This window comes from Candidatus Zixiibacteriota bacterium (assembly GCA_035380245.1).
Lineage (GTDB): Bacteria > Zixibacteria > MSB-5A5 > GN15 > FEB-12 > DAOSXA01.
This window is the reverse complement of the sequence record DAOSXA010000001.1, coordinates 1-17,703: the sequence shown is the minus strand read 5'-3', so window position 1 is coordinate 17,703 and position 17,703 is coordinate 1. Positions and strand designations below refer to the sequence as shown.

Sequence of the window (17,703 nt, the reverse complement as noted above, 5' to 3'; positions counted from 1 at the left end):
ATACTACGAGGAGGATTGATGTTGGGTAACTTGGTCTGTGAGAACATCTCTATCCTCGATAAAGTGATTGCAAGTTGGACTGATTTGCTGTACATTGGATGCACTTACCGCAACTATAATATGTGCTCAGAGGTTTACCATGAAGATCAGTGCTCATGTCTGCTTTGTTATTCTGATCCTAACACTTGTGTTTGCGATCTGTTTTATATCAATAGCTGCAGGTGCAATGCAGCCAGGCGGAAGTACCCCCTCACGAATTATTACAACACTCTTAAAAATTGAAACATGTGGGGCAGATCAGACCAAGGATGGCTTCTGCTTTAATGAGCCAAGTTACGATGTAGTCATAACTAATCCTACATCAGTGATCTCTGTCGATCTGGATGGGAGTGTGGATCATGACCTGTCAATTGCTAATGTTGGAGACAGCGATATCTCATTGTTGACAAAAGTCGGGGACGAAAACTTTTTGGCTGCCAGTAGCTATGATGTCGGTAACCGACCGAGAACAGTTGCTTCAGGTGACTCCAATAATGGCGTGGATGTCAATTTAGCCTCAGTAAAAAACGATTTCAGTGATGAAACTATGTTGTTAAATCAGAGCAGTAACCAATCCACCCCACAGATAGTGTCCCTGTCACCGGCTCAGAATGCGATTAATGTACCTATTGATGCGAATATCGCCGTAACCTTTAATACCGATATGAATCCGTCATCTTTCGACAGTTCAACCATTGTCATGTACTCACGCTACTGTGGATTCATCCATGGCGCTATCGCATATGATTCCTTAACGAAAACGATGATCTTTGATCCAACTGACGATTTTGGCGCTGGAGAGATAATACGCTGCGTATTGACAACAGGGATTGTTTCTGCCAGCGGAATACATCCTTCTCTGAGCTGTGTATTCTCATTCACTGTTGAAACCTTAAATGGTGACATGAAGTTTGTTACGGATACAGCCTACGCAGGTAGAGCAGACTATGACGTAGTTAGTGTTGACTTGAATAACGATGGTTTGATCGACCAGGCTTCAGTCGGTTTGAATTGGGACTCTGTTCACATAGCGTTGAACAGCACTCTCAATCCGGGTTCATATGGACTAATCAGTAGTTACTCCGTCTCTGGCGAACCCAAATCGATCACCTCAGGCGATTTTGACGGAGACGGTGACGTCGATCTAGCTGTTGTGCGACAGGGCGGTGTACTGATCATGGATAATGATGGTACCGCGAGTTTCACGCTTCATTCCCAGAGTGTAGGTGATGGAGTCAGGTCTATATGTACAGGAGATTTCGACGGTGATGGTTGTATTGATCTGGCTCTTGGATTACAAGGATCGATTGCGGTTCTTTATAATGCATGCGATGGTATGGTTAATTCATTCGAGCTCGTCTTTGATGATATGGGAAGTCCCGCTGGATCAGCCGAAGATGTCCTTTCGGTAGATGTGGACAATGATATGGATCTTGATCTTGTTATGGTGTTTGATGTTGGCAACCCATCACCGAATCATGGGTTCTTCAACACTTATCTCAACAGAGGCGACGGTACAAGGGTTAATCCCTTTGATCAAGGTTATGGCGGAAGCTTTGGTCAGGACGCCAGATGGGGATGTGTTGGAGATATTAACAACGACAATTATATTGATGTAGTTGTCGCAAATCTTTGGTGTGGCGATTCTACTGTATCAGTGTTCCTGAATGCGGGGTCGGTGAATCCAGGATTCTACCAAGCAGGCGTGGCATACGTCACTGACACACTTCCTGGTTCTGCTTCACGAGTGGTTGCCTTGTCCGACTTTGACAATGACGGTGACTTGGACATGGCCGTGGGAAACGGAACAGGTAACCTGGGTATCTTATCGAATAATGGAGCTGGCGTATTCGCTCTGGATACTCTTATAACAGCTGGTGTTGGTTATGCAATTGATGCAGGTGACTGGGATAACGATGGTGATGTGGACCTTGTCACTACTCCCAGTAGCCTACAGGTATTCCTTCAAGGTTGCTTTGATTCGGACGGGGATGGTTATGGAGACCCTGGCCATATCGAAAATGAGTGTCCCGATGACAATTGTCCAGATGTCTTCAATCCCGACCAGCTCGACACCAATGGAGACGGAATCGGAGATGCGTGCCAACTTCAACATACTCTGATTGTGGAGTCGAGTCCAGAGAATGGAGTTCCGATAACAGTATCTCCAGACAACTGCCCTGGTGGAACAACAACCCCGTTTTCGTGTGACTATGTCGATGGGATAGAGGTGACACTAACAGCTCCTTCAACTTCTGGAGTGAATACATTCCAGAAGTGGCAGATGGATGGAGAAGATTGGGGATTCAGTACCACGAGTCCAATCGTGACGATGGACGATGATCACTTGGTGATTGCAGTGTATGACTTTGTGTTACCGCTGGTGGTCTCACACTCACCTGGCTCGAATGAGCTCAATGTGTCCCGATCAACTCTGATTACAGCCACTTTCAACACTGACATGAATCCCGCAACGATAAACGCGAACACGTTTGCAGTAATCGGCAACACCATGGGATTTGTCCAAGGTCTGATTACATATGACAACGGAACCCGTATTGCCACTTTTACACCAAATGAGGAGTTCCCTGCTGGTGAAAACGTGACTGTAGTTCTGACAACGAGTATCGAGTCGTCAAGTGGTTCCGTCCTTGAGCAACCCTGCTATTGGTCATTCATGACTGCAGTTGGAAGCACGTCTGGTTACTTCGGCGCATCCGTTGGAGTCCCGACCGGTGTCACAAGTGTCGATGTAGAGCTTGCAGATTTCAATAGTGACGACTACATCGACATCGTTCATGTCGGACCGGAAGGTTATATCTCGGTTGTTCTAAGCGATGGTGTTGGATGGTTTGAATCCTATGTTCTTTATGAAGTTACCGATGGTCAGGTCATGTTAGACGCAACTACTGGAGACTTTGATGGCGAGAATGGAATAGATATCGCAGTAATGAGGACAATATCCCCTTCAAGCGGTTCTCGAATTACCTTGTTGCTGAATGATGGCAGCGGATCCTTCAGCGTTGAGCCTTCATTCTTGGTCCCCGGATTGGGGAGAGGGGAGATTTCTACGACAGATTTCAACGCAGACGGCGTTGCTGACTTGGTGTTCGGCACTCAGACCTATAATCCAGGTCCCCCAGGCACGTTTTGGGGGAAGTTCGCTATTCTTCTGGGAAACGGAGATGCAACATTCTCGGCATCGACTTACGGGATTCATAGTTGGTCGGACGTTTCCGGGGTTTGGGTTGGTGACGTCGATGGCGACGGACTCGTTGATGTTCTGGCCGGATATGCGAACCTTTCCACAACAGCCGTATATTATGGCGATGACTCAGGTTCCTGGACTTGGGGTACAGACCTTGCAACTCTGTATGTAGGTGAAATCCAGCTAGCGGATTTCGATGGTGATTACGACGTTGACATCCAGGCTTTTGGCTTTGGGAGCCATGGGTTCATTGGCGGACATAATGGCAGGTTCCAGTTCTTCGACAATATTGGCGGACGGGAATTCGTTGAGAATCCCAACTATGTTGATGTTAGTGCTTGGGCTAATGCAGGTACGGTTGGCGATGTTGACGGTGACGGAGACATTGATTTGCTATATACAATTGGCGGACCTTCATATTATGCTGGCTTGATGCACATTGTCAGAAACTTCGGTGATTTCGATTTTCAGGATATTGATCAAACGTATTGGATATCCCCAGGGCCGTGCGATATAGCCGTTGCAGATTGTAACAATGACGGAGCTCTGGATATATTCACGGGCTACGCGTACAATTGCTCCGTATACATTACAAGGAACTCTGACTGTTTCGATACTGACGGTGATACGTACGGCGACCCAAATCATCCCGAAAACGAGTGCCCTGATGACAACTGCCCATACACATATAATCCCGATCAAAATCCTGATGCTTGTGTATTCTCAGAATCTACATTAGCAGGTGAGGACTCGGAAACCGACTTGGGTATTGTGAGCCTAGTTTTCAGCAGTGTTACACAGGATGGTACATCAGAGATGATAGTATCCAGTGTGGGACCGGAAATGGAGGGAAGCGGCTTCTTGGTTGTTCCCGCAATGGCACCGATGTACTACGATGTTTCTACTGACGCTGCTTACGATGGGACTGTAGAGATATGTGTATACTATGATGATACACTGTTCAATCCCGAGCAGGAGGCGATTCTCTGCTTATTGCATCATAATGGTGTCGGATGGATTAACATCTCAAGTTCACTCGACACGAATTCAAATACGATCTGTGGTTATACATCAACCCTATCTCCATTTGCCTTAGCGATACACGACTCTTACAGTTGTGGTGATATTAATGCTGATGGCGTTGGTCCAGACATCACGGATTTGGTATTTTTGGTCACATATATGTTCCAAGGGGGACCGGAGCCACCTCTCATGGAGCTGTGCGACGTGGATGGAAACGGTGCAGAGGTGCCAGACATCGCTGATCTTGTCTATCTGGTATCATATATGTTCCAAAACGGCTCGCCATTGCAATGTCCATAGATGGATGGACTAAGTCGAGCTGTCTTTGTTGGATTATAGGCTTACTGAAAGACAGTTTGATAGTGATCTTAGCGAAGTGCTCAGGCACTAAGTGTGCGTAGATCATCGTAGTTTCGATATCGGAGTGGCCCATGAACTTAGCGACGGTCGGGAGGTTGACACCGTGCATGACCAAATGGCTCGCGAAAGTGTGACGTAGGGTGTGGATTATGGGCAGGTCGTTGATACTAGGAATCTGATCGATCCTATTCTACTCCGTCCAGCGTGTATGGTCTGGCTATCACTGTGTCTACCCAAACCTTCCAGAATAGTTCTCCCGCATAGAACGCCACGCTGTAATTATTAGCTCAAGATACGATTATTCCGTCGACAGTTCAAGGCAAAAGAGACAGTACCCCGCCCGGCCCGAGCCTTATGTAACGCGCTTCCGCACGATGTGTCATAAATTTGGCGGAGGTGGGGGGGATCGTAAGAGGGCATTTCCTATGCCTTTTGATAACCACCAAATGCGAGCATTGAGCAATCGTCCGAAGTCCTTCTGTAATCCCTTTAGCTCGTCCATATCTCGAATACTAATTTATCAGTATTGGCAATTTAACGATGTTTTAGTAAACACCGGTGTCGAGATAGAACACTGAAGAGATTGGAGGAGACAGATGAACACGAAAACAAATAGACTTAGCGTGAGATACAAACGATCCGGCATTCGCACCCTTTGTGTAGCGCTGTTAATAGCTCTCAGTCTGTGCGTTGTCAATCCGGCACTAGGCCAGGCGAACGATCCTGATAACATCCAGGTCGGTTCCAAACCATGGTATGAACTCAACATGATGGATGACTCGATTCTCGATCAGACGCTTCTTTTCTATCTTGCGATGACATACTCCGGTCAGGCCGATATCGGCGAGTGTCTCGAAACAGCTTCACGAGTAAAACCGGCCGATCCCGATTCCTGGCCGCGTGAATGGACGGCAACAGCAAATCGCCTTAGAAATCTGGCGGTTTCTGCGGAAAAGGACGGACATACTGTAAGCGCCGGTGAGCTATATTTGCGAAGCGCTACATACTACACCGCTGCGTTGCACCGGCACAATGACCCGCGAGCTCCGATGATCATGGAAAACACGCGCGCCGCATCCGCCTCATTTCGGAAGGCTCTCGAACTCCTGAAACTTCCTGCTGAACCTGTGGAGATTCCATACGAGAACACAACGCTCCCTGGTTATTTCTTTCAGTCGCCGCTGGTTAAGGGGCCGGCGCCCGTATTGATTGTCCATCAGGGGCGCGATGGATGGGCGATTCACGACAAGTACATGGCCGATGCTGCCGTCAAACGAGGATATCACTGTCTGTTGTTCGATGGCCCGGGGCAGGGAGAAACACTCCGACTCCAGGGATTGGTTTTTCGCCCTGACTGGGAAAACGTCATCACGCCGGTTGTCGACTACCTTCTGACGCGAACGGATGTCGATCCCGATCGGATCGGACTCATGGGTGTGAGTATGGGAGGATCGTTGGCTCCCCGAGCCGTGGCTTTCGAGAAGCGCATCAAGGTTTGTATCGCTGATCCCGGCGTGCTGGCATGGAAAGATGTGATTTACGGATTTTTGGGGCAATTTGATTCTGAACTGACTAATCTCTGGAAGTCTGATTCGGATAAATTCAACACCCGGATTGCTGAAATTTCAGCACAGATGCCCTTGGTCAAATGGGGTATCAATGACGAGATGTGGAAACACGGCTCAACGTCTCCTGCCGAGTGGGTAGCTGAAACTTCAGCCTACTCCAATCGCGAGATTGTCACCGATATCACGTGCAAAATGCTCATAATGGACGGCGCCGCCGATGAGTGGAGTCAGGGAAAAGCTCTGTACGACGCTCTAATTTGCCCCAAGGATTATATGATGTTTGGAGCTGACGGTCCCGGCTCGCAACATTGCCAGGTCGGTGCTCAGGCATGGTCTTCCGAGTGTATTTTTGATTGGCTGGACAAGAACCTGTAAATGAAGCGGGGAAGGCTGCACGATATGCGGTGTTATTCGTGGCGGACAAGACATGAAAGCGCCTGTATCTCAGGCACTTGCCGTTGATTTTTAATGACTTAGAGAAATAGAAGTTTTATGGAGGTGGGGGGCGAATCCCTATTCTCCCGTTACGGCACAAGGAATTACACCACATTGCGACCAAAACCACATAGTACAGCTTCTCTTGGGCACACACAGAATCGCAAACGGTCAGGCGGACCAGACTATTTGTCAGTTCCGCCTTCGGATCTTAGAAAGCGCGCTAATCGCTTCGTCTGGATAGGCTTAATCTTCGTCGGCTTCATCATTTTCGCCAGCATCTGATTCTTCATCATGATCATCTACCGCGGCTTGAGAAACTATGGCCCCCTTAGAATCGAGCAGGATCTCCAGGTTGTCTTCTCCGTTTTCTAGCAAAACCTCAAACTGGATCGTATTTCCATGGGTAATCCGCTCCGCTTTCTGCAACTTCCCATAGGGGAATTTTGACTTGAGAGTGGCGGTCACCTCTTTGGGGAGCGCACTAATATCCCATGCTTCCTCGATTTCGAAGACGGTGCCGTTGGCCATATAGAGCAAATCGCGACGCTGACTGTCGTCCATACTCTCAATCTCATAATATGTCTTGCCGTTTTTAACCTCTTCCAAAATATCGTGGATAACCGCATGTGGATAGGCTTTGTGGAAGGAAGCTAGAATAGCTTCCGGGACGTGAACGCTTCCTTCTTCTTCCTTTTTGGCTTTCTCAGACTGCCCCACAACGATAGAGCTAGTCGAGAGAGATAAAGCAAGCGCGATCCCTATGAATATGGTAATCCTTGACGTTTTCATGACATCTCCTTTCATACCGGTTAGTCACATTCCGCTGTTAGATTGAGATAACAGCGGCACACATTCAGAGGGAACCTACAAAGCGAAAATGAAACAGGAATGAAAATGGAGCGGGAATATTAAAAAAAATATGGAAAAATCAGATCATTGTGATATATCGGTTGCGTTGCTGGATTGGCGAATGGGAATCGCTATCTTCACGGTGGTACCGCTTGAATCTGACTGAACAATATACACTGACCCTCCGTGGGCTTCTATCAAATCACGCGCAATGCTTAAGCCAAGCCCACTGCCTTCGTATTCACGGCGGCTCTGGGGAGAGCGGTAAAATCTCTTGAAGACTTCCTCGCTTTCAGAGTTTTTTATACCCGGCCCCTGATCGCTGATTGTCATACTAGCCACGTCCGAATCTCGTTGGAGTCTGATCGCGACCTCACCCCCTTCGGGCGAGAATTTTACAGCATTATCAAGTACGTTGATAAGGGCCCGTTGCAGGTGTTCGCGATCCGCATTTGTCTCTACCACATCGCTTATCTGAACGGATATCCCAACATTCTTGTTGGCTGCGATTGCTTTTTCCAGTTGCACACAATCGGCAATTAGTTCGTCAAGTCTGACCGGGTGATAGTCCATGGTCAATTTCCGTGCATCAATCCTTGCCAGGAGCAGCAACTGCTGTACCAGGCGTGTCATTCGGTCAACTTCCTTCAGTGAAGAATTGATACTCTCCGATGACTCCTGGTCGTTAAGACGTCGTTTCAGGAATTCCAACTCGCTGCAAATGACAGTAAGCGGTGTGCGCAATTCATGGGAAGCGTCGGCGACAAATTGGCGTTGGCTCTTAAACGCATCTTCGATTCGATCCATCATGGCATTAAGGGCAACAGCGAGGCGGTGAACTTCATCTTGCACTGAAGGTAGATCGAGTCGCTGGTCAAGAGTTGAAGCCGAGATCTTCTCAGCGGCGTCTACCATCCGGCTCACCGGACGAAAGGACTTGCCGGTAAAATGGTAGACAGATAGAGAAGAGACTAGTAACGCTAAGACGACACTCAGCAGAAGAACACTTGTTAGATCGGCGAGCCGCTCTTCAACATCAGTTGCAGGCATCGCAACGGCAAGTACAAACCCAACCCGCTCGTCTTCTTCAACTGGTCTGACTAACTGGCGGAACCACTCGTTCTTAATGCTTATGTCTTGAAATGAGTACTGATTCGATAGTGCTTTTTCACGCCATTTCTGAGATATCGGAGGCAATTCGCCCCGTGAAAAGAGCAAGTGCCCTAGTGTATCGCAAAGTTGGACTTGTACATCCTTCCATTGACGGCCGACAATTGCCTCTATTTCACTACTTACGGGGAACTCCTTATCCTCCCACTGATCTTCGAACTCAGCCGCAAACTCCACGGAAACGGCCTCCAAGTGGGAGTCCAGTTTAGTGATCTCCGATTCTCGAGTCCTTTCGTATACAATTACCGCGAAAACTATAAGAACGGCAGCAAATATGAGTACATTGGTGACAATCAGTCTTGATCTAAGAGTCATGGTCATTCTTTTCACTATTTGCATTCGCGTCGGAGAAAATATATCCAGCCCCTCTCTCTGTGTGAATCAGCGGGTGTTTGAACCCATGGTCGATCTTCTTGCGTAGAAAGCGAACGAATGACTCGATGACATTGCTGCGGGGATCAAAGTTCATGTCCCACAAATGCTCTGAAATCGCCTGGCGGGTCAGGATGTGATTGGGGTGTAACATGAATAGCTCAAGAAGAGCGAATTCCTTGGCACTCAAAGAGATCTCCTGACCTTCCCGGTACGCCTTGTGAGTTTTCAAGTCAAGCTTCAGGCCAAATTGCTCAATTTCTGTGGATCGTACGGTAGAATGTCGCCTGATGAGGGAACGTATCCGAGCGAGTAACTCACTAAAATGAAATGGCTTGGTTAGATAATCGTCAGCCCCGGAATCCAGTCCCCGGACTTTGTCCGTGACATCGTCCAAAGCAGTGAGCATCAGTATGGGAATCAACAACCCATCGCGCCGAAGATGGCTACAAGTCTCCCAACCGTCCTGGCCTGGCAACATGAGGTCTAACACAATGACATCGTAGTCATTTATTTTCGCCAGTTCTTCGCCATTCTCTCCGTCACGGGCTATATCGACCGCGAAAGCTTCAGCCTTCAAGTTCTTAGCAATCGCATCAGCCACGTGCTTTTCATCTTCTATCAGCAACACGCGCATTTTTCATTCTCCTGAATCAAAATAACAAAAACAAACATGAAATGCAGATGAAAAGGGCGGTATGATAAATGTCAGTCGTTCAAGGTCCGCAAGAACGTCTAAAATCAGTGAAACTGAAAAAAGCATGGTTCTTTCATCTTGATTTCATCATAACCCTCAATATTGAGCACGATAACAAAATTGGAAACGAGGGAAATATGACATCAACGAAAACGAAAAGGCTTGTAAACAAGTCGCTTTCTGAGACCTTTGCTGACAATCGGGTTCCTGAAATCGTCATATCATACTGGGCTATCAAAATCGCTGCAACGACTCTGGGTGAGACCGGAGCCGATATGCTTTCAATGACTTTCAACCTGGGGTATGCCACGACCGCAATGATGTTCTTTGGTTCGTTTATCCTGCTTTTCACGCTCAAGCAATTTATGAAACGGTACAATCCTTCAGTCTATTGGCTGGTGTTTACCGCTACGAGTCTGGCCGGTACTGCCATGTCCGACTTCATGGATCGAACCTTGGGATTCGGCTATGCCACCGGTTCGATGGTTCTAATCGGAGCTTTACTGGCGATCCTTGGTATCTGGCGCATCGTGGAAAAGTCAATTTCAGTTGAAAAGATCGTGACTCCGCGTGCAGAGAGCTTCTATTGGTTGGCCTTCTTGATTGCCAATACTCTGGGAACCGCATTAGGTGACTATCTTGCGGATACCTCAGGAATCGGGTTTGCTGGCAGTGCCATTCTTCTGAGCGGCGTGCTTATTGTTACTGCGTTGCTGTATTATTACACCAGAATCTCAAGGATATTGCTGTTCTGGATTGCTTTCGTGCTTACTCGCCCGTTTGGAGCGACATTTGGTGATTTCCTCACAAAACCTCTCGCATCCGGTGGACTCAACCTTGGGACAATTGGCTCCTCAGTGTTTTTCGTTGCGATCCTATTGGTGTTGGTTCTAAGGGAACATAAGAAGAGCGATAGTATCCGTGTTGAAGAAGGTGAGTTGGAAATAAGCCGGTGAATAAGTGGATAAGCCTATTATATGTTTCTCAGGATAGAGCCAGATTGTGATCAATAGATTTTCACGAAAACAGCTTCGAACATCATTACCGATGATGTTCAATTCAATAACTCAGGGAGGTGTCGGTCTTATCTGGCTGATAATCGCTGTTGCCGTACTGGTCAGGCTCGTTTTCATGGGAATGCTGAATCTCCTCCCCGAAGAGGCCTACTACTGGAATTACGCCCAGCACCTGGATATCGGTTACCTGGACCACCCGCCTATGGTAGCGTGGCTTATTCATCTATCCGAAACAGTCCTCGGACGCAGCGAATTCTCGGTCCGTCTGCCGGCGTTTCTTGGCTGGTTTGGACTGGCCTATTTCATGTTTCGACTTTCTGTTGTTATTGTCGGAAGGTCTACGGGCAAAGTAGTGCTTCTGCTCCTCGTGACACTACCCATATATATGTCAGTCGGATTCCTTATGACGCCTGATGCTCCTTTCTACGTGTGTTGGGCGAGTGCCCTTTATTTTCTCGCAAAATCCCTGACACAAAATCAGTCTCGAGCCTGGTACGCTGCCGGTGTCTTTCTCGGTCTGGGTTTATTGTCAAAATACACCATGGGGCTGATTATACCCGCGACACTTGGGTATATGTTAATTGACAGAGAATCCCGTAGATGGTTCCGAAAACCTCAACCTTACATTGCTCTTGTCATTGGGTTGCTTCTTTTTTCGCCTGTGCTCTACTGGAATGCTGAACACCAATGGATGTCATTTGCCTTTCAGGGAACGCGACGATGGTCAGGAGGAATGGACTTCCATCTGCACATTCTGATCGGAAGCATACTGGTACTTCTCAGTCCGCTTGGATTCTACGAGGCTGTGCGAGTTATATGGGACGTCGGCAGGCGTCGAATAGCGATAAAGCAGGATGACCTGCAGCACTATAGGCAATACCTTTTCCTTCTGACATTCTCAGTTGTGCCGCTTGCTGTATTCATGATTCACAGTATCCAGGGACAACCGAAACTCAATTGGACCGGGCCGGTGTGGCTATCCCTCCTTCCGCTGATAGCAGCGAGGATTCACGGAATCGAGATATGGCACAACAAATCGACCGGCGGTTCGCTTGCTCGATGCTGGCTTGTTACAGCAAGTATCTTGGTCGTGTTCTACGCCGCCGGTTTTACTTATATGGTTGGTGGAATGCCGGGAATTGAAAAAGAAAGCGGAATGAAGTTCCCAATAGCGTGGAAAATCTTTGGCGATAAGGTCGAGGAAATCGAGACTCGTCTCGAAGACAGCACCGGTACCGAACCGATCATAATTGGTCTTGATAAGTACTGGCTGGCCAGTCAGGCAAACTTCTATGATCCCGATCATAATACTGACATCGATAGTCTTCAGGAAATCGGTGGGCAGAATCTCATCGGAAGGAATGGACTGATGTGGGCCACTTGGGTTACACCGGAGTCCATCAACGGTCGGGATGCGTTGCTCATCAGCTTTGGAGAAAGCCAACTAAACCAAACTTCAATTGTCGAACATTTCGCTGATTTGGGCATGATAAACACTGAACGGCTCTACAACTATGATGGTGAAGTAGGGCATTTCTATTGGCGGGTTGGCTATAGATACACATCGAAAGCACTACAAGAGACCAGACCTTTGGCTCTTTGAAAGTGAAAGGAGCAAGAGAGATATTTGACTGCTAATGTGACAAAATATGATTCCAACTATTGGTGCATTCTTTCGCACCGCATTTTGTCCGCCGTATTAGGTGGAGGAAAAGAGGTCCACTGATGCAGTCAAATCGAAGCGCGTTCAACATCCTAATCCTATCGATCATTATTGCTTCCGCTGTTAGCTTTGCTTGGGGAACATCTGCATTCGCAGGTGACATTCTCACCACTCAGGGACTCAGTTCTTTTTATCAGTCCCCATCGCCAACGGACTACATACATCAAATGAGCTTCTTGCGTAATCCAAGCAATGAGCCTTCCAATCGACCATTCATCTTGCACCAGCTATACGACGACATTGTATACTTGGTTACACAACGTGACTTCTATGGCATTGTAGGCGGAATCGCTGCAGCCCCGTCTGTCTTCTCTCCTTCCTTCCGCCGAGAATCTCCCGAGTTCACCGAGCTGTGGGGGCCCTCGATGTTTGCAGACAATTTCTTCGAAGTTGGAGAAACTATTGGTAATGGCGCCTTTCCCGTTGCTGCATCTGTGCTATCATGGGGTATTGGCGAAGCAGCCGGTTCCCAGCGATTGAGTGAATTCGGCTCTGACCTCTTCCGGGCCCAAGCTGTCAACGGATTTTTAACTATAGCTCTAAAGGCCAGTATCAACAGAACTAGACCAAACGGAGGATCCTACTCATATCCTTCAGGCCACACGTCGTCTGCTTTCGCAGCCGCGAGTACAGTATATGCCGATTTCGGCAAGACATGGGGTATCCCGGCTTTTGTCTTGGCCGGTTATGTAGGCTTGTCCCGACTTCAGGAAGGCAGGCATTATGTGAGTGATGTTGTCGCTGGGGGAATTCTCGGAACCTATGTGTCATTGAAGCTGGCGCGACGGAAGAAGTCCGAAAACAAAATCTCGATTGCTCCACTGATAAATGACGGTGTAGTTGGTTTTTCGTTTGCCATGAGGTTTTAGTTTAGCTGCTACGGGTCGGGCTTTACACTTGCGTCGTGGCACAATGATGCTCACCTCACTGTGACCAAATTGTGGCCACAATTGTTGTAAGTTATTGCACGATATTCGGTGTTATTCAGGTGGGAGAAAGCGTAAAAGCGCCCTTATTTCAGGCGCTTACTGTTGATTTTCAATGGCTCAAAGATATGAGCCTGCTCCAGTCAAGGTCGTCAGGGGGGAAACGGCAGCATGATACCTAACCGTTCAGTTCAGCATAGGCTTCTTTCATTAAATGCGATATTGGCATTTTTTGCGGGCATAGCTTTTCAGCAGTTGAAAAGTCACTTTCGGATATCTTGCTGCGAATTGCCGCCGGTATCCGTGCGAACATCTTTGTCGCCATATCCGTCAAGCCATAAGCCCTTGCGTACATGAGTAATTCCATAATTTCAAATATCGGGATATTATCTGCATTTGCCGTACCGCATTGTCCACAACGTCTGCAGTAATATCTTCCGGTAGCCTCGGCGTAATCCTCAAGCAATTTGATGACTTCGGCATCAAGTGGTTTTTCATCGGCCGCCTCAACATTCAACCTTAGAATCTCCGGGGTTGACATAAGGGAGCAGACGGAAGTCAAACTGGAGTTCTGCCAGATTGCTTTCAGTTTTGCCTGTTCGAAAGACAAATCATGGGTGTTCAATTCTGAATTGACTCTTTCATCGTTGAGTGGAAGCTTTTGAAGTTCTTCCTTTTTCACCGAGCAGAGCCCCATGGATTTGACAGCTATGATTCCAATACCCTTTTCATGGCATTTTTGCAGGGCATTTTCCATGCTGTCAATACCCTGCATTCGATAGTTATAGGCTACCTGTATTCCATCAATCCAACCCAGATCCGCTCCTCTGTTGAGACAATCGGCAATATTCCGGTGAGTACAGAACCCGAAAAAGCGAATCTTTTTCTCTCTTTTGGCTTGCTCAGCCCATTTTCTTACATCCTCATTCATCATCTCGATATTATCTATCACATGCACAGCCAGGAAATCTATAACTGAAGTCTGGTTCTCCATGAGAATCTTGTCCAACTGCTCCTGCATTACGGATGGATTGGTTGAATAAACCTTCCCGGATAGGAAAATCCTGTCTCGCGCGCCGGGATTCTTCTTGAAATATTCGGCATACGCATTTCCGGTGAATGACACAATTTCCCAAAAATCCACATCGTATTTTAGAGCTTCTGCCAATATCGGCTCGCTCGCTGTGGCCATAAACGATCCTCCGCCCAGGCAGAGTTTTGATACCATTACGCCGGAGTTCCCGAATGCTCTTTTAGGGACGATGCTATTCATTTGTTGATCCAAATTCTCCACATTTGCGAATACCTGATTCCCAAGCCACGGGGATGATACAAGAGCGGCTCCCGTTCCTGCTGCCAGAGATATAAATTTACGCCTGTTCATTTTTGCTTTTCATACCGTCTGTTTCATTCAAAGATTATTGACAAGTAGCCCGTTGCTTCAGCCACGGGATTTATTGTGCTCGAATCTCTTTTGAAGGCCTGGATTATTTCTTATGTTGTTCTTTATAACAAGTTCCACGGGTAGCCGATGAACCGTCCACGTCGCATTTTCTTTGACATTATGTCTTGCCACCCGTTGTCTCAGATCAGAGATCATATCAGCATAATAGCTTTTGTTATAACATAATAGAACGTAAAAGAAGTAAGCTGCTTGTGAAGGCGAGTATATTTATCGACTTGCCTTACGGGACATCCAGTGCTCTTTCTCCGGTTCGCTTAGACCGAGTAACCCGGAGCTTGTTTAGGATTCCCACGGGAACCCTATCTCCCCGAGCTTCAAGTAACATATGGCTATGTGATGTGTTATAAATTTGGTGGAGGGAACGCCGCCTTCCGGTAAATTCGTCTCATACGCGCTGACACATAAAAAACATTTGATTACAACGCTTTAAGATGTTTCAAGGCCTCATTCTCCGCGTCCATTTACGGGAAATCGTTTTCTCCACATTTTCCCCAAACAGAGAACGGACGTGGGTTCGATTCCCGTTTGCACTTCAAATGAAGCGATATCACAATCCAGGTCTCCAGTATCCTGTTACTTTTCATCTGCATCTAATCGAAACACTCCAATATCGAATGGTTATCAAAGATCAGGCCATTCTCGGGGATGCGGAGGTGGTGTCAGTATGAATTTCCTTGTGATTGATGAAATGTGTCCGTTTTATAAAAAATGACCATTTTCAGTCTCTCTCCGATTGAGCTATAATGGCGTGATTGCCAATGTGCAAAATTATTAACAACTAATTGTAAATTAAGCAAAAAAATACATGTTCCGGATCGTCACCGAATAAATTTTAGTGCCATGGAAAAACGGATCACGGCCTCGACATTATACAATTATGTTCAATGCCCCCGCCGGGTTCAGCTTGATTTCTTTGGGGACCCCTCCAAAAAGGATCGCGTCAGCGCATTCGTCGAGCTTTTGTGGGAGCGGGGCAATGCCTTCGAGCGTGAAACAATGGAAAAGTTGGACGTACCGTTTGCCGACCTTCGCTCCCTTGAACCGCGGGAAAAAGAGCGGCAAACGCTGCGGCTGATGCGCCTGGGCGAAAAAATCATTTATGGCGGCAGAATTCGGACCGACACGCTTGTCGGGGAACCAGACCTCCTGGTTCAAAAAGGTAGCGGCTATGTGGCGGGTGACATAAAGAGCGGCGCAGGTATCGAGGGAATGGATGATGAGTCCGATGGCAAACTGAAGCGGCATTACGCTGTCCAGCTTGCCTTGTATACGGATATCCTTGGTCAAGTGGGTTTTTTGTCACGAGACCGTTTTCCGTTCATATGGGATGTCCACGGCCAAGAGGTCGATTATGATCTGGATACCTCGATTTCAAAAAGGGATGACCGCAGCCTGTGGGATCTCTATCAAGAATGCCTCGATGCCGTTATTGCCATCAAAAATCGGGAGCAAGAGCCCCTCGCAGCCTTGTGCGCCGTCTGCAAGCTCTGCCACTGGCGGTCGCATTGCCGCGCCCAGCTCAAGCAAGATGACGATCTGACCTTGATACCCGAATTGGGGCGGGCCAAGAGGGACGCCATGTACCGCCATTTGAAAACCGTTCATAATCTGGCCCAAGCCGACTTGACCGGCATTGTCCAGGGAAAAAAAACGATTTTTCCTCGGATCAGCGCCAAAACGATTCGGCGGTTTCAGGCACGGGCCGCATTGTTGGCGAGCCCCAGTTCCCAACCCTATCTAAAAGAACCGATCACATTTCCGGAAGCCGATATCGAGCTTTTTTTCGATGTTGAAACCGACCCCATGCGCGACTGCTGCTATCTTCATGGGTTCATTGAACGCAACAGGTCCAAACCGAATGAAGAAACATACCATGCCTTCTTTGCCGATCGGCCAACCGAGGGGCAGGAACGAAAAGCCTTTGATCAAGCCATAAATTTTCTGCGGAGCCGTGACGCATATGTAATCTATTATTATTCGCATTATGAAAGAACCACGTTGCGCAAGCTCCAGAAGCGTTTCGCGGATATTGCTTCGGAGGAAGAGATTGAAAACCTGTTCTCACCCTCGGTAGCCATAGACCTTTACACGGATGTCGTAAGGAAAAAAACCGAGTGGCCCACCAATGATTATTCCATAAAAACCCTGGCGACCTATCTCGGATTCAAGTGGCGGGACAAGGAGCCGTCGGGGGCCGCATCAATAGAATGGTATCACCGCTGGGTGGAGACGCAAGACAGCTGTCTGCGCCAACGCATCCTGGATTATAACGAGGACGACTGCATCGCCATGCGGGTCTTGTTGGATGCGTTGCGCGGCATGGCGATATGACAACAGCGACTTATTTTGCCTTCTCAATTTCCATATAGAGTTTGCCGCGACTAAAAATCCGGACATCGCCGGTGGTTTCGGATACCACCACCGCGATGGCATTGGTCAATGCTGTTATGCCGGCGGCGCTCCGATGCCGAGCGCCGAGCCCCTGGGGCAACTCGGACGTTTCCACTGATGGGGCCAGGTGCCGACCTGCCGCCAGGGCGACACCGTCATCGCGGTATGACAAATGCCCCATCGAGGCGTCCTTCAGGCTTGCGCCAGCAGTTCCCCTTTGCTGCGGTGTATCATTCACCTTCCTCATGCCGAGGCCTGTCAACTCGATACGTCCAGCGAATCCCTTTGGAGTTTGTCCATAAAGCGGTCCATATCGCTTGTGTAGCTGGAGTCAAAAAGATCTCTGCGCTCATCTTCAACGACTGCTTGGCCCATCAAGGCGTCGCGCTGTGCGTCATACAAGGACCATCCGCAGAAATGACAGTTCCACGCTTTTTTGGGCAGCAAATGGCCGCACT

Annotated in this window: 12 protein-coding genes; 6 read left to right on the top strand and 6 right to left on the bottom strand. The window is 48.0% G+C overall.

Annotated elements, in window-relative coordinates; translation table 11 throughout:
* Positions 1–139 precede the first annotated feature (139 nt).
* The gene (locus PLF13_00060) at positions 140–4,570 is read left to right on the top strand and encodes an FG-GAP-like repeat-containing protein (protein HOP05658.1); all 4,431 of its coding nucleotides are present in this window, start codon (positions 140–142) and stop codon (positions 4,568–4,570) included.
* A gap of 656 nt (positions 4,571–5,226) precedes the next feature.
* The gene (locus PLF13_00055) at positions 5,227–6,573 is read left to right on the top strand and encodes an alpha/beta fold hydrolase (protein ID HOP05657.1); all 1,347 of its coding nucleotides are present in this window, start codon (positions 5,227–5,229) and stop codon (positions 6,571–6,573) included.
* Between the two features lie 306 nt (positions 6,574–6,879).
* On the opposite strand, the gene PLF13_00050 is transcribed toward PLF13_00055, so the two are convergent.
* From PLF13_00050 to PLF13_00040, 3 genes are all read right to left on the bottom strand, one after another.
* Complete coding sequence (locus PLF13_00050; GenBank protein HOP05656.1) at positions 6,880–7,425, bottom strand: hypothetical protein; 546 nt, start codon at positions 7,423–7,425, stop codon at positions 6,880–6,882.
* A gap of 144 nt (positions 7,426–7,569) precedes the next feature.
* On the bottom strand, positions 7,570–8,832 hold the full coding sequence (locus tag PLF13_00045) for an ATP-binding protein (protein HOP05655.1): 1,263 nt from the start codon (positions 8,830–8,832) through the stop codon (positions 7,570–7,572).
* Between the two features lie 127 nt (positions 8,833–8,959).
* Positions 8,960–9,664, bottom strand: coding sequence for a response regulator transcription factor (locus PLF13_00040; protein ID HOP05654.1), 705 nt, complete (start codon positions 9,662–9,664; stop codon positions 8,960–8,962).
* A gap of 197 nt (positions 9,665–9,861) precedes the next feature.
* Here PLF13_00040 and PLF13_00035 point away from each other — a divergent pair, with 197 nt between their 5' ends.
* The 3 genes from PLF13_00035 (at position 9,862) to PLF13_00025 (ending at position 13,332) form a co-directional block, all read left to right on the top strand.
* Positions 9,862–10,680: a hypothetical protein gene (locus PLF13_00035; protein ID HOP05653.1), complete on the top strand. Its 819-nt coding sequence runs from the start codon at positions 9,862–9,864 to the stop codon at positions 10,678–10,680.
* Between the two features lie 46 nt (positions 10,681–10,726).
* Positions 10,727–12,343 (top strand): glycosyltransferase family 39 protein, encoded by a 1,617-nt coding sequence (locus PLF13_00030; GenBank protein ID HOP05652.1) that lies wholly within the window; start codon positions 10,727–10,729, stop codon positions 12,341–12,343.
* Positions 12,344–12,465: 122 nt separating this feature from the next.
* Entirely contained in the window at positions 12,466–13,332 is an 867-nt protein-coding gene (locus tag PLF13_00025) for a phosphatase PAP2 family protein (protein ID HOP05651.1), read from the top strand.
* A gap of 235 nt (positions 13,333–13,567) precedes the next feature.
* Here PLF13_00025 and PLF13_00020 read toward each other — a convergent pair whose 3' ends face one another.
* Complete coding sequence (locus tag PLF13_00020; protein ID HOP05650.1) at positions 13,568–14,773, bottom strand: aldo/keto reductase; 1,206 nt, start codon at positions 14,771–14,773, stop codon at positions 13,568–13,570.
* A gap of 921 nt (positions 14,774–15,694) precedes the next feature.
* On the opposite strand from PLF13_00020, the gene PLF13_00015 reads away from it, so the two are divergent.
* Positions 15,695–17,185, top strand: a complete 1,491-nt coding sequence (locus PLF13_00015) for a TM0106 family RecB-like putative nuclease (GenBank protein HOP05649.1) — start codon at positions 15,695–15,697, stop codon at positions 17,183–17,185.
* Positions 17,186–17,195: 10 nt separating this feature from the next.
* On the opposite strand, the gene PLF13_00010 is transcribed toward PLF13_00015, so the two are convergent.
* Positions 17,196–17,426 carry a diadenylate cyclase gene (locus PLF13_00010; GenBank protein HOP05648.1) on the bottom strand — a complete coding sequence of 77 codons (231 nt, stop codon included), beginning with the start codon at positions 17,424–17,426 and terminating at the stop codon, positions 17,196–17,198.
* Between the two features lie 77 nt (positions 17,427–17,503).
* A partial coding sequence (locus PLF13_00005; protein HOP05647.1) for a hypothetical protein occupies positions 17,504–17,703 on the bottom strand: 200 nt, incomplete at its 5' end.

Bases quoted from the DNA above. Each gene is read 5' to 3' on its own strand.
- PLF13_00025 (HOP05651.1), top strand. From the start codon at position 12,466: ATGCAGTCAAATCGAAGCGCGTTCAACATCCTAATCCTATCGATCATT.
- PLF13_00060 (HOP05658.1), top strand. From the start codon at position 140: ATGAAGATCAGTGCTCATGTCTGCTTTGTTATTCTGATCCTAACACTT.
- PLF13_00035 (HOP05653.1), top strand. From the start codon at position 9,862: ATGACATCAACGAAAACGAAAAGGCTTGTAAACAAGTCGCTTTCTGAG.
- PLF13_00015 (HOP05649.1), top strand. From the start codon at position 15,695: ATGGAAAAACGGATCACGGCCTCGACATTATACAATTATGTTCAATGC.
- PLF13_00020 (HOP05650.1), bottom strand. From the start codon at position 14,773: ATGAACAGGCGTAAATTTATATCTCTGGCAGCAGGAACGGGAGCCGCT.
- PLF13_00050 (HOP05656.1), bottom strand. From the start codon at position 7,425: ATGAAAACGTCAAGGATTACCATATTCATAGGGATCGCGCTTGCTTTA.
- PLF13_00040 (HOP05654.1), bottom strand. From the start codon at position 9,664: ATGCGCGTGTTGCTGATAGAAGATGAAAAGCACGTGGCTGATGCGATT.
- PLF13_00010 (HOP05648.1), bottom strand. From the start codon at position 17,426: ATGGGGCATTTGTCATACCGCGATGACGGTGTCGCCCTGGCGGCAGGT.
- PLF13_00055 (HOP05657.1), top strand. From the start codon at position 5,227: ATGAACACGAAAACAAATAGACTTAGCGTGAGATACAAACGATCCGGC.